16 protein-coding genes are annotated in these 18,976 nt (G+C 71.9%); 7 read left to right on the forward strand and 9 right to left on the reverse strand.

Annotated elements, in window-relative coordinates:
- Positions 1 to 19: 19 nt before the first annotated feature.
- Positions 20 to 325 carry a DUF485 domain-containing protein gene (locus ACW9J6_RS04580; protein WP_457115258.1) on the forward strand — a complete coding sequence of 102 codons (306 nt, stop codon included), beginning with the start codon at positions 20 to 22 and terminating at the stop codon, positions 323 to 325.
- Entirely contained in the window at positions 322 to 2,013 is a 1,692-nt protein-coding gene (locus ACW9J6_RS04585) for a cation acetate symporter (protein WP_457115259.1), read from the forward strand. The genes ACW9J6_RS04580 and ACW9J6_RS04585 overlap by 4 nt, the downstream gene beginning before the upstream one ends.
- Positions 2,014 to 2,118: 105 nt before the next feature.
- On the opposite strand, the gene ACW9J6_RS04590 is transcribed toward ACW9J6_RS04585, so the two are convergent.
- The 4 genes from ACW9J6_RS04590 to ACW9J6_RS04605 form a co-directional block, all read right to left on the reverse strand.
- The gene (locus ACW9J6_RS04590; RefSeq protein WP_457115260.1) at positions 2,119 to 2,610 is read right to left on the reverse strand and encodes an AAA family ATPase; all 492 of its coding nucleotides are present in this window, start codon (positions 2,608 to 2,610) and stop codon (positions 2,119 to 2,121) included.
- A 236-nt stretch (positions 2,611 to 2,846) separates the two neighbouring features.
- Positions 2,847 to 4,367 (reverse strand): undecaprenyl-phosphate glucose phosphotransferase, encoded by a 1,521-nt coding sequence (locus ACW9J6_RS04595; RefSeq protein ID WP_457115261.1) that lies wholly within the window; start codon positions 4,365 to 4,367, stop codon positions 2,847 to 2,849.
- 161 nt (positions 4,368 to 4,528) lie between these two features.
- Positions 4,529 to 5,770, reverse strand: a complete 1,242-nt coding sequence (locus ACW9J6_RS04600) for a glycosyltransferase family 4 protein (protein WP_457115262.1) — start codon at positions 5,768 to 5,770, stop codon at positions 4,529 to 4,531.
- Positions 5,771 to 6,086: 316 nt separating this feature from the next.
- A complete protein-coding gene (locus ACW9J6_RS04605; protein WP_457115263.1) occupies positions 6,087 to 6,659 on the reverse strand; it encodes a polysaccharide biosynthesis/export family protein in 573 nt (190 codons plus the stop codon).
- Between the two features lie 200 nt (positions 6,660 to 6,859).
- Between ACW9J6_RS04605 and ACW9J6_RS04610 the strand changes: the two genes are divergently transcribed.
- On the forward strand, positions 6,860 to 9,238 hold the full coding sequence (locus ACW9J6_RS04610) for a GumC family protein (RefSeq protein ID WP_457115264.1): 2,379 nt from the start codon (positions 6,860 to 6,862) through the stop codon (positions 9,236 to 9,238).
- A gap of 109 nt (positions 9,239 to 9,347) precedes the next feature.
- Here the strand turns inward: ACW9J6_RS04610 and ACW9J6_RS04615 are convergent, their stop codons facing one another.
- Positions 9,348 to 9,581, reverse strand: coding sequence for a DUF6894 family protein (locus tag ACW9J6_RS04615; RefSeq protein ID WP_457115265.1), 234 nt, complete (start codon positions 9,579 to 9,581; stop codon positions 9,348 to 9,350).
- Between the two features lie 214 nt (positions 9,582 to 9,795).
- Here ACW9J6_RS04615 and ACW9J6_RS04620 point away from each other — a divergent pair, with 214 nt between their 5' ends.
- Positions 9,796 to 10,302 (forward strand): L,D-transpeptidase, encoded by a 507-nt coding sequence (locus tag ACW9J6_RS04620; protein ID WP_457115266.1) that lies wholly within the window; start codon positions 9,796 to 9,798, stop codon positions 10,300 to 10,302.
- A gap of 16 nt (positions 10,303 to 10,318) precedes the next feature.
- Here ACW9J6_RS04620 and ACW9J6_RS04625 read toward each other — a convergent pair whose 3' ends face one another.
- Together ACW9J6_RS04625 and ACW9J6_RS04630 are read right to left on the reverse strand one after the other, a co-directional pair.
- Complete coding sequence (locus ACW9J6_RS04625) at positions 10,319 to 10,657, reverse strand: cupin domain-containing protein (RefSeq protein WP_457115267.1); 339 nt, start codon at positions 10,655 to 10,657, stop codon at positions 10,319 to 10,321.
- Between the two features lie 67 nt (positions 10,658 to 10,724).
- On the reverse strand, positions 10,725 to 10,931 hold the full coding sequence (locus tag ACW9J6_RS04630) for a DUF1674 domain-containing protein (protein ID WP_457115268.1): 207 nt from the start codon (positions 10,929 to 10,931) through the stop codon (positions 10,725 to 10,727).
- A 124-nt stretch (positions 10,932 to 11,055) separates the two neighbouring features.
- Between ACW9J6_RS04630 and ACW9J6_RS04635 the strand changes: the two genes are divergently transcribed.
- Positions 11,056 to 12,414 (forward strand): RsmB/NOP family class I SAM-dependent RNA methyltransferase, encoded by a 1,359-nt coding sequence (locus tag ACW9J6_RS04635; protein ID WP_457115269.1) that lies wholly within the window; start codon positions 11,056 to 11,058, stop codon positions 12,412 to 12,414.
- A gap of 104 nt (positions 12,415 to 12,518) precedes the next feature.
- Positions 12,519 to 14,240, forward strand: a complete 1,722-nt coding sequence (locus tag ACW9J6_RS04640; RefSeq protein WP_457115270.1) for a heparinase II/III family protein — start codon at positions 12,519 to 12,521, stop codon at positions 14,238 to 14,240.
- Positions 14,241 to 14,414: 174 nt separating this feature from the next.
- Here ACW9J6_RS04640 and ACW9J6_RS04645 read toward each other — a convergent pair whose 3' ends face one another.
- Entirely contained in the window at positions 14,415 to 16,004 is a 1,590-nt protein-coding gene (locus ACW9J6_RS04645; RefSeq protein WP_457115271.1) for a catalase, read from the reverse strand.
- A gap of 190 nt (positions 16,005 to 16,194) precedes the next feature.
- Here ACW9J6_RS04645 and ACW9J6_RS04650 point away from each other — a divergent pair, with 190 nt between their 5' ends.
- Positions 16,195 to 17,178: a LysR substrate-binding domain-containing protein gene (locus tag ACW9J6_RS04650; protein ID WP_457115272.1), complete on the forward strand. Its 984-nt coding sequence runs from the start codon at positions 16,195 to 16,197 to the stop codon at positions 17,176 to 17,178.
- On the opposite strand, the gene ACW9J6_RS04655 is transcribed toward ACW9J6_RS04650, so the two are convergent.
- Positions 17,130 to 18,884 (reverse strand): peptidase domain-containing ABC transporter, encoded by a 1,755-nt coding sequence (locus ACW9J6_RS04655; protein WP_457115273.1) that lies wholly within the window; start codon positions 18,882 to 18,884, stop codon positions 17,130 to 17,132. The genes ACW9J6_RS04650 and ACW9J6_RS04655 overlap by 49 nt on opposite strands.
- Between the last annotated feature and the right edge of the window lie 92 nt (positions 18,885 to 18,976).

An 18,976-nucleotide genomic window follows, 5' to 3' on the forward strand; every position in this document is an offset into this window, starting at 1 on the left:
AGCGAGGGAGGTCATCGCCATGTCCGGACCGGACGCATCGCGCATCCTGGACAATCCACGGTTCCGAGAACTCGTGGCCGAGCGCAGCCGCTTCAGCTGGCTGCTGTCGGCCATCATGCTGGGGATCTATCTCAGCTTCATCCTGCTGGTCGCCTTCGCGCACGGCCTGATGGCGACGAAGGTCAGCGGCACGATCTCGCTCGGGCTCGTGCTCGGCGTGCTGGTGATCCTCTCGGCCTTCGCCCTCACGGGCATCTACGTGCAGCGCGCCAACGGCCGCTTCGACGACCTCACCCGCGACCTGAACCGGGACCTCGCCCGATGAACCGCCTCCTTCTCGCGGCCCTCGCGCTGCTCCTCCCCGCCGCCGCCCTCGCGGCCGGCCCCGACCTCGGCGCCGTGCAGCAGCAGGCCACGAACTGGCCGGCGATCGGCATGTTCCTGTTCTTCGTGCTCTTCACGCTCGGCATCACCTACAAGGCGGCCAAGGGCTCGAAGTCGGCCGCCGACTTCTACGCCGCCGGCGGTGGCATCTCGGCCGGCACCAACGCGCTGGCGATCGCGGGCGACTACATGTCGGCGGCGTCGTTCCTCGGCATCTCCGGCATGGTCTACACCTTCGGCTTCGACGGCCTGATCTACTCGACGGGCTTCCTGGTCGGCTGGCCGATCGTGCTGTTCCTGATCGCCGAGCGCCTGCGCAATCTCGGCAAGTTCACCTTCGCGGACGTGGCGAGCTTCCGCCTCGACCAGACCCGCATCCGCATCCTGTCGGCGACCGGCACCCTCGTGGTGGTGGCCTTCTACCTGATCGCCCAGATGGTCGGCGCGGGCAAGCTGATCCAGCTCCTGTTCGGCCTGCCCTACCTCTACGCGGTGGTGATCGTCGGCGTCCTGATGATCGTCTACGTCGCCTTCGGCGGCATGAAGGCGACCACCTGGGTGCAGGTCATCAAGGCCTGCCTGCTGCTCGCGGGCGCGACCTTCATGGCCGGGGCCGTGCTCTACAAGTACGGGTTCAGCCCCGAGAAGCTGTTCGCGGCGGCCGCCAGCGTGCACCCGAACGGCGACTCGATCATGGGGCCGAGCAACAATCCCAGGAGCCCGGTGTCGAGCCCGATCGACACCATCTCCCTCGGCATCGGCCTGATGTTCGGCACCGCCGGCCTGCCCCACATCCTGATGCGCTTCTTCACGGTGTCGGACGCCCAGGCGGCCCGCAAGTCGGTGTTCTACGCCACCGGCCTGATCGGTTACTTCTACATCCTGACCTTCATCATCGGCTTCGGCGGCATCGCCCTGCTGATGTCGGATCCGAGCTACTTCAAGGTCGCGGCCAACGGGACCTACGACAAGCTCACCGGCATGAACGGCAGCACCAACATGGTGGCGGTCAACCTCGCCAACGCTGTGGCCGGGCCGTACTTCCTCGGCTTCATCTCGGCGGTGGCCTTCGCGACCATCCTGGCGGTGGTGGCGGGGCTGACGCTGGCGGGCGCCTCGGCGGTGAGCCACGACCTCTACGCGCAGGTCTTCGCCCGCGGCCGCACCACGGAGCGGACGGAGGTGAACCTGTCCAAAGCGGCGGCGGTGGTGATCGGCCTCGTGGCGATCTATCTCGGCTACGTGTTCGAGAATCAGAACGTCGCCTTCATGGTCGGCCTCGCCTTCTCGGTGGCGGCGAGCTGCAACTTCCCGGTCCTGGCGATGTCGATCCTGTGGAAGGGCACCACCACCACCGGCGCGCTGATCGGCGGCCTCATCGGCCTCGTCGCCGCGGTGGCGATGGTGGTGCTGTCGAAGGCCGTCTGGGTCACCACCTTCGGCCATCCGGCGGCGCTGTTCCCCTACGACAACCCGGCCCTGTTCTCGATGCCGATCGCCTTCCTGGCGATTTGGGCGATCTCGAAGGTCGATGCGAGCGCCCGCGCCCGCCGCGAGCGCGAGAGCTTCGAGGCGCAGTACGTCCGCTCGGAGACCGGCATCGGCGCCGCCACCGCGCACGCGCACTGACCCGCAGCCGCCCGCCCCTCCCCGCCGCGCGCGTCAGGGAGGGGCGGGCGTCTCGAACGGCGGGACGTCCGGCGAGGACGCCCGTGGCAGGCCGGCGACCACGGCCTACGCGCGATGAACCACCACGTCGAACCCCTCGTCCGGATGGGGCGGCACGAAGTAGCGCGTGAACAGGTCGAACTCCTCGTCGCTGACGTGGAATTCGTGCGCCCCGCTCGCGTTGCGGCGATGGAGCCGCGCCCGGCAGGTTTCGTCCGACACGTCGAGGTGGTGGAGCTGGTGCGAGACCGTCGCCTGCCGGATGATCCCCCGCATCCACGCCCGGCTCTCCGGCGTGTTCGCCGGGAAGTCGAGCACGACGGAGAGACCCGCCTGCAGGATGGCGATCAGGTGCGGCCCCATCACGGACCGCAGCCGGGTCGTGTTCCGGACGTAATCGGCCAGGCACGTCTGCTCGCCCGGATAGAGGCTCGCCAGCCACTGATCCTCCCTGACGAGGATCGAGCGCGGTCGATCCGCCAGCCGCGCGGCGAGCGTCGACTTGCCGGCAGCGATCTTGCCGCAGAGGAGATGGAGCATCGCGTCGTTCGCGGACATGATGGGAGACCTTCGACGGCGCCGAGAGCGCCTGATCGTTCACGCACAGGTCGAATTGAAGCCGGCCTGAACGATCAGGCCGGGCGTCGAATTCGCAGGCGGAGCGCACCGCCCGTGGCGTGACTGCAGAAGGTCATCTGATAAGCATGTCCGCTCGCGGTCACGGCGTCAAGACGTCGAAGCCGCCGCGCTTCACCGCCCCGTTCGGGCGCGAGCCGGCGGGCGCCGCCGTCGCCTCAATACGCGTTCTCGGTCTTGAGCAGCGCGAACGGCGTCATCGCCAGGATCTGAAGGTCGAAGAACACCGACCAGTTCTCGATGTAGTAGAGGTCGTGCTCGACGCGGCGCTGGATCTTCTCGCTGGTGTCGGTCTCGCCGCGCCAGCCGTTGATCTGCGCCCAGCCGGTCAGGCCCGGCTTCACCTTGTGCCGCGCGAAGTAGCCGTCGACGACCTGATCGTACAGCGTGTTCGCCGCCTTGGCCTGGAGGGCGTGCGGCCGCGGCCCGACCAGCGAGAGGTCGCCCTTCAGCACGTTGAAGAGCTGCGGCAGTTCGTCGAGCGACGTCTTGCGGATGAAGCGACCGACCGGCGTCACCCGCGGATCGCCCTTGGTGACGAGTTTGGCCGCACCCGCATCGCTCTGGTCGACGTACATCGAGCGGAACTTGTAGACCTCGATCAGCTCGTTGTTGAATCCGTAGCGCTTCTGGCGGAACAGGATCGGCCCCCGCGAGGTCGTCTTCACGGCCACCGCCACCGCCAGCATCACGGGCGCGAAGGCGACCAGCATCGCGGTGCCGACGACCCGGTCGAACACCGCCTTCACCACGACGTCCCAGTCGGCGATCGGCTTGTCGAACAGGTCGAGGACCGGCACCGAGCCGAGATACGAGTAGCTCCGCGGGCGCAGGCGCAGCTTGCTGGCATGGGCCGAGAGGCGGATGTCGATCGGCAGCACCCAGAGCTTGGCGAGCATCTGGAGGATGCGCGCCTCGGCGGAGATCGGCAGGGTGAAGACGATCAGGTCGAGGCGGGTGTTGCGCGCGAACGCGACGAGATCGGCGACGGTGCCGAGCTTCGGGTAGCCCGCCACGACGTCGCCCGAGCGGCCGTCCGTGCGGTCGTCGAACACGCCGACGACGCGGATGCCGGATTCCGGCTGGCTCTCCAGCGCGCGGATCAGCGCCTCCGCGGCCTCCCCGCCCCCGACCACGGCGGTGCGGCGGTCGAAGCGCCCGCGGCGGAGCTGCTCGCTGACCGCCAGGGACAGGCCGAGCCGGCCGCACACCAGCAGCGCGAGCCCGGACAGGTAGAAGCTGCCGAGCCACAGGCGCGAATAGTGGTCGCCGAGCTTGGCGAAGAACAGGATCGCCGCGGCGAGCAGGAAGACCAGCGACCAGCCGAGCGCGACACGCAGGGCGGAATGGAAGAACTTGCGGAACGCCCGGATCCCGTAGGTTCCGGCACCCTGCTGGACCGCGAGGTTGAGCGCCGCGATGCCGAAGATCGTGGTGAGATAGCCGATTTGCAGCGGGACCACGTCGTGCAGGATCGCCACCTGCGCGACGATGCCAGTAACAGCGATGAGGACCACCTCCGCCGCGCGGACGCAGCCGGTGAGCACGACGGGCGAGAGCGGCCCGCCCTGGCGCGGCGCGAGGAGGTTCTCGGCGGGCGGCATCGGCCGGCGCGCGGAGGGATCCGCCGTCTGGGAGGCTGCGCTCTTCAGGATGTCGCGGACGTCGAACGCGGTCATCGGGCGTCTCTCGGGTGCATCCTGCGGCTGCTGGGCCGGCCCGTCCGGACCGAGCCCGGCGCCGCGGGCGGGGCCGGGAGCGGCCCTCGCCGTCAAGGGACCGCCCGCGGCGGGGTTCCGCGCCGGGTCGGTCCGACCCCCCGACTTTTAGCAACTAGTGGTCACGGAAGGCTTAACGGAATGACGCCGGGTTGAGTAACCGGCCGACGCTCGCGCGCCGCAGCGTAGCCGTCCAGGATGCCGTCGGCCATGCGCTGCATCGAGAAGCGGCTGCGGATGAACGCGCTCAGGCCCGCCGCCTCGTCGCGCCGCACCTCCTCGGGCTGGTCGATCTTGCGCAGGAGCGCCGCGGCGAGCGCCTCCACGTCGCGCGGGGGCACCAGGACGCCCGCGGCCGGGCCGAAGATCTCCGGGATGCCGCCGACATTGGTGGCCACGAGGGGCTGGGCCGCCGCCGCGGCCTCCAGCACGACGTAGGGGAGCGATTCCGCGAACGAGGGCACCACCATGATCCGACCGCGGGAGAGGGCCGCGCGGATCGGCTGGGGCGGCTCGAAGCGGACGACGTCGTCGAGGCCGAGCGCCTGCACCCGCTGGCGCAGCTTCGCCTCGTCGGGGCCGGACCCGACGACGAGCAGCGTCATGCGCCGGTTGAGCGCGGTCCGGATGCGCGCCAGCGCATCGAACAGCACCGGGATGCCCTTCGCCTGGCGCAACTCGCCGATATAGACGAAGTCGCAGGGATCCTCGGCCAGGGGAATGGGCGCGAATTCGGCGCCGTCGATGCCGTTCTGGACGACGCGGATCAGCCGGTCGGTCTCGCCCACATAGGCGCCGTAGCGCCCGGCGATGTAGGCGCTCTCGAACAGGAAGACATCCGTGCGCCGGGTGAGGACCGCCTCGGCGCTCATGTAGAGGCGGTGCAGCACGGTGCCGGGCCGGTAGTTGAAGCTGCCGCCGTGCGGCGTGTAGGCGCGAACCGGATCGGCCACGCGGCGCGGCGCGACGACCGTGCGGGCGAAGAGGCCGCCCTTCGACCCGTGGCCGTGGAGCACGGTGGGCGCCGTTCGGCCGACGAGGCCGTGGAGGCGGGCGAGGGCCGAGAGGTCGAGCGGATGCGGGTTGCGCCGCATCGGCACGCGGGTGAGGCCGAGGGCGAGCTGCGGGGCGAGGCCCTCCAGCACGGCCGCGGCCCGCTCCCCGCCCGTGCTCGAATCGCAGAACAGGCCCACCGCGTGGCCGGCGGCGACCTGGAGGCGCGCGACGTCCATGACGTGCCGGAACAACCCGCCGACGGGCGCCCGGAAGACGTGAAGGATCCGCTCCCCCTGCGCGGGTGCGGTCTGCGTCGCGGTGTCGGCGACCGGCGCCGGCGGGACGAAGCGGAGTTGGGGAAGCGCCACGAACCTCTCCCGAGGCGTGGCCGTCCGCCCGCCCGGGACGGTCGGGTGCGGGTTCCACGCCGGTCTGTTCTGAGGCGGCGGTGGTCGCCGGGGCGTTAAACGCGGGTCACCGGGCGGGGAAGCTTCGGCCGGTGGTTAAGCGGGCGTGTCGATCGCCGCCGCGCGGAGGGCTCCCGCGCTCATCGTCCGGGGACGAGGCCGCTGGTTCGTCGTGGCGAATGCCTCGGAACCCGGGAGCGAATCCAGGCTCCGCGTTTCGATCTCACCGGAGCCTGCCCCAGAGCAGCGTTCGCCTGAGGCGCCATCCGGCGCTGCGCTAGAACCACCGCTCCTTGATCAGGATCGTGTCACCGGGACGGACCGGATAATTCATCGGGACGGCCCCGGAGACGGGTCCGCTGCGGGTCTGGCGGGTGATGATCGCGTAGTTGCGCGCCGCACGCGGCCCGAACCCGGCCGCGATCGCGACCGCGGTCTCGACGGTCATCCCATTCACGTAGGCGTATTGGCCCGAGGTCGTGACCTCGCCGAGGATGAAGAACGGCCGGTAGAGGTCGATCTCGACCGTCACGTGCGGCTCGCGCACGAAGCCGTCGCGCAGCCGCGCCTCGATGCTCCGGGCGGCCTGCAGGGTGGTGCCCCCGCCGACATGCACGGGGCCGATCAGCGGCATGATGATCCGCCCGCCCCCGTCGACGGCGTAGAGGTTCGACAGGTTGTCCTGACCGAAGACGATCACCCGCAGGCGGTCCCCGGCCGCGAGGGCGTATTGCGCCCCGATCGAGCCGGTGGCGGCCGCGTCGAGGGCATCCGTGCGGAACTCCGGCTGCATGCAGCCGCTGAGCGCCACACTGGTCGCGAGACCGGTCAGGAAAACGCGTCGATTCATTGCTTTGCGCCAAGTGCGTCCGACGGCCAAGATCTAAGCGATCATGGTTAATGAATGCTCACTCGATGCGAGCGCCACGCCTGGACTCCATGACCAGTCAAGCCGCCGGGAAATTTACCGGGCTTCAACCTTAATCAGTTTTGATCGTGTTCCGGACGGCTCCGCCATCCGCCCGATACCTCGCATCGCAGACGGCCCGCATGCTCCGCGCGACCTCCGCTGTTTCGCATTTTTCCGTGGGCGGCCGGGCGGCCGGGCCGACCGGCGCCGATCGCGCATCCAGCGTGGACGGTCTGGCCGTCGGGGATCTCGGCCGCCTCCTGCGGCGGCACTGGCTCGCCATCCTGCTGCCGACGCTCGCCGCGATGGCCGCCGCCCTGGTCTTCGTGCAGGTCGTGAACCCGCGCTACACCGGCGAGGCGAAGCTGCTGCTGGAGAGCCGCGACAGTGCCTTCACGCGCCCCCAGCAGGAGCGCGGCGACGCGGCGCCGCCGATCGACGAGCAGGCCGTGGCCAGCCAGGTCCAGGTGGTGATGTCGCGCGATCTCGCCCGCGAGGCGATCAAGCGCCTCGGCCTCGTGGGGAACAGCGAGTTCGATCCGATGGTCGAGGGCATCGGTCCGCTCCAGCAGGTGCTGGTGATGGTCGGGCTCATGCCCAATCCCCTCGAGCGCGAGTCCGAGGACCGCATCCTCGACCGCTACTTCGACCGCCTGCTGGTCTATCCGGCCGGCAAGTCGCGCATCCTCACCATCGAGTTCCGGTCCCGCGATCCCGACCTCGCCTCGCGCGGGGCCAACACGATCGCCGACCTCTATCTCGCCTCGCTGGCGGCGGCGAAGGTGGACACCGCGCGCTACGCGTCGAGCTGGCTCGGCACCAACGTCGAGACCCTGCGCGGCCGCGTGGCGGAGGCCGAGGCGAAAGTCGAGGTCTTCCGGGCGCGCAACGGCCTCGTCGGGGGCGCGGGCGGTGCGGGCGGGCCGCAGCCGCTCGTCGCGCAGCAGCTGACCGAACTCTCCACCCAGCTGACCCAGGCCCGGGCCGCGCAGGTCGATGCCGGCGCCAAGGCCACGCTCATCCGGGACATGATCCGCGACGGGCGCGCCTTCGAGATCCCGGACGTCGCCAACAACGAGCTGATCCGCCGGCTGGTGGAGCAGCGCATCACGCTGCGCGCGCAGCTCGCCCTGGAGAGCCGTACCCTCCTGCCCCAGCATCCCCGCATGAAGGAGCTGACGGCGCAGCTCGCCGACCTCGAAGGCCAGATCCGGTCGGCCGCGGACCGCACCGTGCGCATCCTCGAGAACGACGCCCGCATCGCTGGGAGCCGCGTCGAGAGCCTGCGGGCCGCCGTCGACGCGCAGCGCGACCTCGTCGCCAAGGGCAATGCCAGCGAGGTCGAATTGCGGGCGCTGGAGCGCGAGGCGAAGGTGCAGCGCGAGCAGCTCGAATCCTACCTCGCCCGCTACCGCGAGGCCGCTGCGCGGGACGCCGAGAGCGCCGCGCCGCCCGATGCCCGGGTGGTGTCGCGGGCGATCGTCCCGGACACGCCGTCCTTCCCCAAGAAGCTCCCGATCATCGGCTTCACGACCGCCATCGCCTTCCTCCTCGCCGCAGGCGCCGTGATGACCCGCAGCCTGATCGCCGCGGACCCGGACGGCGCCCAGGGCGCCGGTCGCCGCCGCCCGACCATCGTGCCGCCGACGGCGGAGGCGGGATCCCGCGCGGCCGATGCCGCGGCGCCCCGCGCCGCAACGGCGGTGCTCCCGACGGATCCGCCGCGCACCATCCTCCCGCAGGAGCCCGCCGCACCGGCGGACGAAGCCCCGCTCCTGCGGCGCGGCACGGCCGACCCGGACGAGGTCCCGGAGGAGGTGCTGATCGAGCCCGGTACCCCAGTCGTGACCGCGACCGATCGGGCGCCGGATTCCCCGCTTCCGGAACAGGGCGCGCCGGTCGCCTCCGGCACCGGCGGGAACCGCTACGACTTCGACGCCCTGGTGGCGCGCCTCGGCACCGTGGAGAGCGCAGGCGGAGGACGGCGCATCCTGGTCATCGAGAGCGGCGCCGCGGCGGGCGCGATCGCCCTCGCCGTCGGCCGGGCCCTGGCGCGGACCGGCCGGGCCGTCCTCGTCCGGATGGACGGTCCCGTCGCCGAGAACGGTGACGGCCTGAGCGACGTCGTCGCGGGTGAGGCCAGCTTCGGCACGGCGATCCGGGGCGACGAGGGCTCCTGGCTCCACCAGGTGGGCCTCGGCACGCTCGGCACCGACATTCTCCTCACCGAGCGCAAGGCCCTCGGCATCGCCCTCGACGCCCTCGGCCAGGCCTACGACTGGGTTCTCTGCACGCTGGAGGCGCGGTCGGGCGACGACGCGGCGCTGTCGCTGATCGAGGCCGCCTGCGCCTGGGTGGATGCGGTCGTGATCGCGTCGAACGCGCCGCCCGACGATGCCGGTCTCATCGCCCTCTACGAGTTGGCGGAATCCTGCGGCGTGCCGGACGTGATCGTGGCGCAGGATCGGCCGCCGGCCCCGATCGCCGTGCCGGCGCCCCCGCTGCTGCGCTCGGCCTGAGCCCCGCGAAGCCCGAGGCGTCGTTCGCTGGACGGAACGACGCGTCCGCCAGGGACGTCTCGGGCGCCCGGCCTCCCGGAGCCTCGCTTCGTCTCGGGGAGGTTCCCCGTCAGGCCGCGAGCGCGAGCGCCGGACCGGCGCCGAAGGGCACGACCAGCACCTGCCGCCCCGCGAGGTCGTGGACGGTGACGCTCCAGCCCGACCAGTCGCCGCCGTGCCGCGCCACGTCCGCCGCCACCGCGCGCGCCCGCGCCGCGACGGACTCGCCCGGCCGCAGGCGCTGCCCGGACCCGTCGAGCACGCATTCCAGTCCGTTGGTGCAGTGGAACCGATAGGTCCGCATCCCGAGCCTCCTGTGGACGGATACGAATTTGTTCACTTTCTGTTCGCATGTCAACGCGGCGTCACCCTGTTGGCGGGCCGCGGACACCCGGCGTTAAGGCTGCGTCGGAGAGGGGGCGCGTTCACCCCCGGGCAAGCATCTTCGCCAACCGGAACGTCAGGATTGGCCGCGAATTATCGTCCCGCTTCAATGGTCACGTTCGAGGACCACAGGGATGATCAGGCAGAGTGGATGGGCCGCGGCCATCGCCGCCGCGGCCGCGGTGACGTGCGGCCACGCCGCGGCGCGCGAGGTCGTCGTCTTCGACCCCGGCGTGTCGGCCGGCAGCATCGTGGTGCATACGGGTGAGCGGCGGCTCTACTACGTGAATGGGGACGGCACGGCGATCCGCTACCCCGTCGCGGTCGGCAAGCTAGGGAAGCAGTGGACCGGCACGGCCACCATCGACGGCAAGTACGTGCAGCCGGCCTGGGCGCCGCCCCGCGAGGTCAAGCGCGACAATCCCCGCCTGCCCGACGTGATCGCCGGCGGCTCGCCCCACAATCCGATGGGCGCGGCGGCGCTGACGCTCGACCGGGGCGAGTACGCGATCCACGGGACCAACCGCCCGGGCTCGATCGGGACCTTCGCGTCCTACGGCTGCATCCGGATGTACAATCAGGACGTCGTGGATCTCTTCGCCCGGGTCGCGGTGGGCACGCCGGTCATCGTGACCCGGTGAGGCGACGCGGGGGCCCTCAGCCGTCCCGCCCGTGCACCTGCGCGGGCGGCGACGTGGCCTCGACGGCCGTGAAGGTCTCCAGGATCCGGTAGGTGTGCTCGGCCCCCGCCGGGACGAGCCAGGAATCGCCGGGTTCGAGCCGCACCGTCTGCCCGGCGACCTCGAGCTCCGCCCGGCCGGCGATCACGTAGCCGACCGTCTCGTAGTCGCGGGCGACGGCGGCCTTGCCCTCCGTCGGCGGCTCCTCCTCCCAGAGCCGCATCGCCACCCGCTTGCCCGAGGCGAGGTAGCGCTCGCCCTGCGCACCGTGCGGCGAGGTCTCGCCCGAGACCTTCTTGATCGTCGTCTCAGCCATCGCTGCCTCCAGGACCTGCCGGTCGGCAACGGAGGGCCGCGGCCGCCTGTTCCCCGTCGGGCGGCGCTCAGAAATCCGTCGCCAGGCCCTTCACCTCCCAGTCGTCGTAGCGCACCGGCTCGAGGCCACCGCGGCCGTCGATCTCCCGCGCACGCCGGATCTCGGCCGCCCGCGCGTCGATCTCCGCCCGGCGCGCCTCCGCCTCGGCCAGCGCGCGCCGCGCCGCCGGCGACAGGGCCCTGTCCGGGCTCTCGGGGGTCCCGCTCTCGTCCATGATCCTTCTCCCGCTTGCATCCGGGCCGGCACGGTGTCACGTCCGGCCCCTCGCGCGTCGATGCTCCTCGCCCGGAGGTGGAGGGGGTCCGACGCGCCGTCAAGGCGGGAGATGCGGCAGCTTCATGGACGAGGTGCGAGAGGATCGACAAGAGGACCGGACCGCCGGGCTGCCGGCGCGGCGCCTCGCCGTCGCCACCGTGGCGGACCTGCTCGGCGCGCGCTCCGGCACCGCCCTCGACGACGTGCTCGACCCGGCGGCGGCCCGCGCCAGCCTGTCCGGGCCTGACCTCGCGCTCGCCCGCGCCATCGCCACCACGACCTTCCGCCACCTGGGCGAGATCCGTCACGCGCTGGCGGCGCGCCTGGCCCAAGGCCTGCCCGCGGACCAGCCGAAGCTCCTCGCCGTCCTGGCGACCGGCGCGGCGCAGATCCTCTACCTGAACACCCAGGACCACGCCGCCGTCGACCTCGCGGTGCGGCTCGTGAAGGGCGAACCGCAGCTCCGCCACCTCTCGGGCCTCGTGAACGCGGTGCTCCGGCGCGTCGCCCGGGAGAAGGAGGCGATCCGACGGGAGGGCGACGCCGACCCGCTCGGCCTCGGCACGCCCGCCTGGCTCGCCCGGCGCTGGACCGCGACCTACGGGGCGCAGGCCGCCGCATCCATCGCGGCCGCGCATCTGCGCGGGGCTCCCCTCGACCTCTCCGTGAGGGCGGAGCCGGAGGCCTGGGCGGAACGGCTCGGCGCCGTCCTGCTGCCGACCGGGTCCCTGCGCCTCGACGAGGCCCGCACGCCGGTGCCGCAACTGCCGGGCTTCGCGGAGGGCGCGTGGTGGGTGCAGGACGCGGCGGCCGCCCTGCCGGCCCGCCTGCTCGCGCCGCGGCCGGGCGAGCGCGTCGCCGATCTCTGCGCGGCGCCGGGCGGCAAGACCGCGCAGCTCGCGGCCGCCGGAGCCGCGGTCCTCGCCGTCGACCGCTCCGAGGCGCGGCTGCGGCGGCTGCGCGAGAACCTCGCGCGGCTCGGCCTCTCTGCCGAGACGCGGGCCGCCGACGCGCTGAGCCTGCCCGAGGATGAGCCGTTCGACGCGGTGCTGATCGACGCGCCCTGCAGCGCCACGGGGACGATCCGCCGCCACCCCGACGTGGCCTGGACGAAGCGCGAGGGCGACCTGCCGCGCCTCGCCGCCCTCCAGGCGAAGCTCCTCGACAAGGCGGCGCGCCTGCTCGCGCCCGGCGGGCGGCTCGTCTACTGCACCTGCTCGCTGGAGCCCGAGGAGGGCGAGGCGCAGGCCGAGGCCTTCCTGGCGCGGCACCCGGAGATGGCGCGCCTTCCGGTCGCGCCCGCGGAGGTCGCCGGCGAGACCGATCTCCTCGGCCCGGCGGGGGACCTGCGGACCCTCCCCTGCCAATGGCCGGCCACCGCGGGCGGCCGGGGCGGCCTCGACGGGTTCTTCGCCGCGCGGTTCGTGCGTCGCCCGGCGTGAGTCGTTCCTGTTCACAAGCGCGGCCGCGCCGTTTGACGGCGCCGGTCTCCTTCACCAATGGTTGAGTTCTGACCCGCCGCCGCGCGGGGACCTCGGGGGGTGGCGTGCACTGGGGGCCTGACCGCTGGCGCTTCTACCGGCTCGTCGGGCGTGAGATCGGCCGGTCCGCCCGCTCGGCCCTGCTGCACGTCGCGTCGGTCCCCTCGGCCGTGGCCCGCCTGCGGCCCAGCGGCCTCGTCATCGCGCCCCAGGACCTGCGCACCAGCGACCCGACGCTCGCGGGCGACATCTATGCCGGGCTGTTCGTCTTCGCCGGCCGGGCGCTCGCCACCGGCGGGCGCTCGCCCTTCGACTTCACGCCGCCCTCCCTCGAATGGGGCGAGGCGCTCTACGGCTTCGGCTGGCTGCGCCATCTCAGCGCCGCCGACAGCGCGCTCGCGCGATCCAACGCCCGGGCCTTCGTGCAGGACTACCTCGCGGGCCGGGGTGACCGCGAGATCGCGGACCGCCCGCACGTGGCGGCCCGGCGCCTGATCTCGCTGCTCAGCCAGTCGCCGCTGGTGCTGGAGGGCGCCGATCACGGCTTCTACCAAGCCTTCCTGAGGGGGATCGGACGCTGCGTGCGCCGCCTCGACGCCGCCCTGCGCCACGGCGTCCCGCCGCGCCAGCGCCTCGCCGCCGCGGTGGCCCTGACCTATGCTGGGCTGTGCTGCGACGGGTTCGAGCCGGTGCTGCGCCGCGGCACCCGGCTGCTCGTCCGGGAACTCGGGCGGCAGATCCTGGCCGATGGCGGCCACGTCAGCCGCGACCCGGCGATCGTGCAGGAGGTGCTGCTCGACCTGCTGCCGCTCCGCCAGAGCTTCCTCAGCCGCGACATCGCTCCGCCCGAGGCCCTTCTCGTCGCCATCGACCGGATGCTGCCCTTCCTGCGGCTGCTGCGGCACGGGGACGCCTCGCTCGGCCACCATAACGGGATGGGCGCGACGGAGGCCGATCAGCTCGCCACCCTGCTCATCTACGACGGGGCGCTCGCCCGCCCGCTCACCCACGCGCCCCACACGGGCTACGCGCGGCTCGAAGCGGGGACGACGCTGCTGGTGGCCGATATCGGCCCGGCGCCGCCCCTGGCCCACGCGACCCTGGCGGGGGCCGGCTGCCTGTCCTTCGAACTGTCGAGCGGCGCGCAGCGGCTGGTGGTGAATTGCGGCATGCCGGCCAGCGGCGAGGAGATGCGCCAGCTCTCCCGCACCACGGCGGCGCACTCCACCGTCACCCTCGGCAATGCCTCGTCCTGCCGCTTCCTCAACCCGCCGGGGCGCGGCTTCGCGCACCCGATCGCCGCGTGGCTGCGGCACCGGCTCGGTCCGGTGATCCTGCGCGGGCCCGCGCGGGTGCCGGTGGAGCGCGGCACCGCTCCGGACGGGACGCTCGTCCTTGCCGCGAGCCACGACGGCTACCTCCCGACCCTCGGGCTGGTGCACGAGCGTCGCTGGCGCGTGCCGCCGGGCGGGGGCGGCGTCGAGGGTGAGGACGCCTTCCGCAGGCCGGCGCCGGGCGGCCGCGCCCGGCCGACCAGCCGCCCGGTCGAGGCGGCGATCCGCTTCCACCTCCACCCGTCCCTGCGGGTCTCCCGCGAGGGCCGCGCCGTGCGCCTGCAGGGGGCGGGCGACGAGACCTGGCTGTTCGAGGCCGACAGCGTCGACCCGGTGATCGAGGAGAGCGTGTTCTTCGCCGCGTCGAACGGCGCCCGGCGCACGGAGCAGATCGTACTCCACCTCGACGTCACGGACGGAACGAGCGTGGCGTGGCGGTTCCGGCGCGCGTAGGCGCCCGCATCCTGCGCCGACCACGCGTGACGCTGTTGCCGCCGCGAGGATCGATCGCCGCCGCCCGGCACCGCGCCACCTCGCATCCGCAGGGCCTTCGCCCGCGCGACCCAGCAAAAACCCCGCCCGGACGGTCCGGGCGGGGCTGGGTTCGGGTCAGAGGAGGCGACGACCTTACTCGGCGGCGACCCGGTGGGCCTGCGACCCGTCCGTGTAGGTCTCGGCGGTCAGGCGCTTGCCCGGCGCGGCGCGGCCGGGAAGCGGCGGCAGCGCCTTCGCCTTCTCCAGATCGATGCCCGCGCCCTCGGCGACGCGCCGGCCGTAATCCTCGTCGGCGTGCCAGAAATGCCAGACCATCCGCAGCTGGATCGGCTCGGGGCACTGCTTGAGATCGCCCACGAGGTTGGCGATCAGGTCCTCCCGCTCCCAATCCTGGAACGAGCGGTAGCGTTCGCCGGCCTGGACGTAGTCGTCCTCGGCGCGGCTGGTCTGGTAGCGGCCGAGGTTGCCGCTCACCGGCTGGTGGTAGTCCTTGGCCGGCTTGGGCGCCTCGCGCAGGCCCTCTGCCAGCGTGCTCGGCTCGTAGTTGATGTGCTTGTTCGGGCCGGTGCCGTCGACCTGGTAGGTCATCTGGCCGTCGCGCTGGTTCGAGTAGACCTTCACGCCCGGCTGCGGCGCGTTGATCGGCAGCTGCAGGTAATTGGGACCGACGCGGTAGCGCTGCGTGTCCGAGTAGGACAGGGTCCGGCCCTGGAGCATCTTGTCGTCCGAGAAGTCGATCCCGTCGACGAGCACGCCGGTTCCGAAGGCCGACTGCTCGACCTCGGCGAAGAAGTTGTCCGGCACGCGGTCGAGCACCATCCGGCCGCACTTCAGCAGCGGGAACTGATCCTCGGGCCAGCGCTTCGTGTCGTCGAGCGGGTCGAACGACAGGTGATCGTTGGGGCCGTCCGGCATGATCTGCACGGCGAACTCCCACTCGGGGAAGTTGCCCTTGCTGATGTTGTCGTAGAGGTCACGCGTCGCGTGGCCGACATCCTTGGCCTGGATCTCGGAGGCCTGCTGAGAGGTCAGGTTCCGGACGCCCTGCTTGGGGATCCAGTGGAACTTGCAGAGCACCGCCTCGCCCTGGTCATTGACCAGCTTGTAGGTGTTGACGCCCGAGCCCTCCATCTCCCGGTAGTTCGCCGGAATGCCCCAGGGCGACTTCAGCCAGGTGACCATGTGGATCGACTCGGGGTGCTGCGCCACGAAGTCGAAGAAGCGCCACGCCTCCTGGCGGTTGGTCACCGGGTCGGGCTTGAAGGCGTGGATCATGTCCGGGAACTTGATGGCGTCCCGGATGAAGAAGACCTTGAGGTTGTTGCCGACGAGGTCCCAATTGCCTTCGACCGTCTTGAATTTCACCGCGAAGCCGCGCGGATCGCGCTCGGTCTCCGGGCTCTCCTTGGCGCCGGCCACGGTCGAGAAGCGCACGAAGACCGGTGTCTTCACGCCCGTCTCGGTGAGGACGCGGGCGCGGGTGTACTTGGAGGCCGGCTCGTCGCCGATCTTCCCGTAGGCTTCGAAGTAGCCGTGGGCGCCGGCGCCGCGGGCGTGGACGACGCGCTCGGGGATCCGCTCGCGGTCGAAATGCGTGATCTTCTCGATGAACTGGTAGTTCTCGAGCGTCGCCGGGCCCCTCTCGCCGACCGTGCGCAGGCTCTGGTTGTCGCGGACCGGGTGGCCCTGACGCGTCGTCAGGATCGGGCGTTGATCGCTCATGAAGCCTCCTCTCGCCATCGAATGGGCGGCGCCGCGCCCTCGAGGACGCCGCTGCCGCGCGAGCACGACCGAGATAGGGATGGAAGACCTGAAGCCCAACCACCCTCGAACCGTTCTCGGTCGGACCTATGGACCCGCGGCCCGCCCCGGGGCCAATGCATCGTTGCGAAAGCTGTGATAGACGCGGCCTATGAATGCCGCCGCCCTGTCCCTCCGGGATCTCGAATACGTCGTTGCCGTTGCGGACGAAAATCACTTCGGGCGCGCGGCGGAGCGCTGCGCCGTCAGCCAGCCGACGCTGAGCGTGCAGGTGCGCAAGCTGGAGGAGGCGCTCGGCATCACGATCTTCGAGCGCACGAACCGCCGGGTGCTGCTGACGCCCGCCGGCCAGGCCGTGGTGCGGCAGGCGCGGGCCGTCCTCGCGGAGGCGCAGCGGCTGGTGCTCCTCGCTCACGAGGGGCACGGCGCGCCGCTGTCGGGCCGGCTGGTGCTCGCGGCGATCCAGACGCTCGGCCCCTACCTGTTCCCGCACGTGCTGCGCCAGATCCGGCAGGATTTCCCGCAGCTCTCCCTCGCCCTCAGCGAGGGCCGCACGGCCGGCATTCTCGAGGGCCTGCGCGAGGGCCGGCTCGACGCGGCCCTGATCTCGCTGCCGATCCCGGAAGCGGGCCTGACCGTCGCGCCGCTGTTCCGGGAGCCCTTCCTGCTCGCCTGCCCGTCCGACCACGCCTTCGCGGCGGGCGACCCGCCCCGCGCGAACGACCTCGCCGGGCCGGACCTCCTGCTCCTCGACGAGGGCAACTGCCTGCGCGACCAGGCGCTCGCGGCCTGCGGGGCGGGGGGGACGGCGGGGCGGCACGCGACCAGCCTCGAGACGCTGCGCTCGATGGTGGCGGCGGGCGCGGGCTACACCCTCCTTCCGGCCCTCGCGGCGCCCGCCGGACCGGATCCGAGCGGGCTGACGGTCTGCCGCCGCTTCGGCGAGGACGGCCCGGACCGGGTGATCGCGCTGGCCTGGCGGGCGAGCGACCCGCGGGGGGACGGTATGGAGCAGCTCGCCGCGTTCTTCCGCGCCCAGGCTCCCGCCGCGACGTATCCCTGCGGCGGGGCCAAAGGAGCCCGGGCTCAAGCGGGGATGAGGGCGGCCGGCTCGGCCTTCACGGAGCGGGTGTAGTCGGCCCACAGCGAGGCATAGACCGGCACGGTGGTCAGCAGAGCCTCGTGCGTGCCGGTCCCAACGAGGCGCCCTCCGTCGAGAACGACGATGGTCGCGGCCTGGCGGGCCGCCGCGAGGTGATGCGTCACGAGCAGCAGCAGCCGGTCGCGGCCCCACGCGGCGAGACGCTGCTCCAAGGCCAGCGCGGCCTCCGGGTCGAGGAACGCGGTGGGCTCGTCGAGGATCGCCATCGCCGGATCGCGCAGCACGGCGCGGGCGATGGAAAGGCGCTGCCGCTGGCCGCCCGACAGCGTGCGGCCGTTCTCACCGAGCGGCGCGTCGAGGCCGCCGGGCAGCGCCTCGACGAAGTCGAGGGCGCCGGCGAAGCGGAGCGCCTCCCGGATCGCCGCCTCGTGGTGCCGCCCCGTCGACACCACGTCCCGCACCGTGCCGGAGAACAGGATCGTCTCTTGGTCCACCGTCCCGATGCGGGAGCGCAGCCAGCGCGGATCGTAGTCGCGCACCTCGCCACCGGCGATCTCCACGCGGCCGGCATAATCCCGCTGCAGGCCGAGCAGGATCCGCATGAGCGTCGACTTGCCGGACCCGTTGCGCCCGACGATGGCGACGACGCCCCGCGGCGGCAAGGTCAGGCTGATCCCGTCGAGGGCTGGCCGCGCCGCGCCGGGATAGGTGAGCGAGAGATCGGTGATGGCGATGCCGTGCTCGTCGAACTGGCGTCGCGGCGGCTGCTTCTCCGCCCGCTCGGAGGGTTGCGCCAAGAAGGCCGCGATGCGGCGCACGGCGACGTTGGCCTTCCGCGTTTGCTCCAGGAACAGTCCCAGATGGGAGATCGGGCTGGTGATACGGCCGGTGATGACCTGCAGCGCGAGCAGGCCGCCGACCGTGAGATCGCCCTGGTAGAGCCGCCAGCAGCCGATGCCGGTCACGACGAGCGTGACGCCCCGGGCGATGATTTGGCTCTGCAGATTGTAGCGGATCCCCGCGACGGAGACGTTCCGGTTGGCGCGCGAGAGCGCGGCGCTCGCCCTTTCGAACCGCCGGACCCGCTCTCCCTCAATGGCCAGCGCCTTGACCGTCGGGAGCCCGTGGACCGTCTCCGTGACAACGCCCTGATACGCCGCCTTCGCGCCGACTTGCACGTCGTAGGCGTCCTCCATCCCGGCCCCTCGCCGTCGGCCAATCATCGCGACGACGGGAAGCGCGGCGGTGAGCGTCGCTCCGAACGCCACGTCATAGGCGTAGGCGAGGCCCAGCCCGACCGCGGCGCCGCCGATGTCGACCATCAGGATCGGCGCCGTGTACAGGACGAACTCGTAGATCCTCTCCCGCTCGTCGAACAGGGCGAGGAGGTCGCCGGCCTGCGATTGGGCTCCGTCGAACCGGATGCGCATCAGGTGACAGAAGATCCGGCGCGAGATTCGCCTGTCGATGAAGAGCGTGAGGCCCGCATTGACGCGTCGGCGGAGCCACTCCATTCCCACCTCTGTCGCGATGGCAGCGATCGCCGCAGCTGCGAGGCCGACGAGCCATCCATCGACCCGGCCCGCTACGATCGCGTCGATGATCTGCTGCAGCGCGACCGGGAAGATCAGCCCTGTCCAATAACTGAGCCCGATGAGCGCGGCGAGGAGGGCCGTGTGGCCCTTGCGCAGGCGGAACTCCCGAACGATCCACCGCCACCCGAATGGCCTGCTCCGCATCGTCGCGCCCTCCCTCATGCCGCTGCGTCATGCTGCGGTAGAGGCTCTGTCTCGCGAGGTCGCGGAAGCGCCCATGTCGGCAGCGCAAAGGC

It is taken from the genome of Methylobacterium sp. JK268 (assembly GCF_054052225.1).

What these genes read in the sequence shown, in the direction of transcription:
- ACW9J6_RS04635 (WP_457115269.1), top strand. Translation starts at nt 11,056, where the DNA reads ATGGACGAGGTGCGAGAGGATCGACAAGAGGACCGGACCGCCGGGCTG.
- ACW9J6_RS04625 (WP_457115267.1), bottom strand. Translation starts at nt 10,657, where the DNA reads ATGGCTGAGACGACGATCAAGAAGGTCTCGGGCGAGACCTCGCCGCAC.
- ACW9J6_RS04585 (WP_457115259.1), top strand. Translation starts at nt 322, where the DNA reads ATGAACCGCCTCCTTCTCGCGGCCCTCGCGCTGCTCCTCCCCGCCGCC.
- ACW9J6_RS04610 (WP_457115264.1), top strand. Translation starts at nt 6,860, where the DNA reads ATGCTCCGCGCGACCTCCGCTGTTTCGCATTTTTCCGTGGGCGGCCGG.
- ACW9J6_RS04605 (WP_457115263.1), bottom strand. Translation starts at nt 6,659, where the DNA reads ATGAATCGACGCGTTTTCCTGACCGGTCTCGCGACCAGTGTGGCGCTC.
- ACW9J6_RS04645 (WP_457115271.1), bottom strand. Translation starts at nt 16,004, where the DNA reads ATGAGCGATCAACGCCCGATCCTGACGACGCGTCAGGGCCACCCGGTC.
- ACW9J6_RS04650 (WP_457115272.1), top strand. Translation starts at nt 16,195, where the DNA reads ATGAATGCCGCCGCCCTGTCCCTCCGGGATCTCGAATACGTCGTTGCC.
- ACW9J6_RS04595 (WP_457115261.1), bottom strand. Translation starts at nt 4,367, where the DNA reads ATGACCGCGTTCGACGTCCGCGACATCCTGAAGAGCGCAGCCTCCCAG.
- ACW9J6_RS04620 (WP_457115266.1), top strand. Translation starts at nt 9,796, where the DNA reads ATGATCAGGCAGAGTGGATGGGCCGCGGCCATCGCCGCCGCGGCCGCG.
- ACW9J6_RS04655 (WP_457115273.1), bottom strand. Translation starts at nt 18,884, where the DNA reads ATGCGGAGCAGGCCATTCGGGTGGCGGTGGATCGTTCGGGAGTTCCGC.
- ACW9J6_RS04580 (WP_457115258.1), top strand. Translation starts at nt 20, where the DNA reads ATGTCCGGACCGGACGCATCGCGCATCCTGGACAATCCACGGTTCCGA.
- ACW9J6_RS04630 (WP_457115268.1), bottom strand. Translation starts at nt 10,931, where the DNA reads ATGGACGAGAGCGGGACCCCCGAGAGCCCGGACAGGGCCCTGTCGCCG.
- ACW9J6_RS04615 (WP_457115265.1), bottom strand. Translation starts at nt 9,581, where the DNA reads ATGCGGACCTATCGGTTCCACTGCACCAACGGACTGGAATGCGTGCTC.
- ACW9J6_RS04590 (WP_457115260.1), bottom strand. Translation starts at nt 2,610, where the DNA reads ATGTCCGCGAACGACGCGATGCTCCATCTCCTCTGCGGCAAGATCGCT.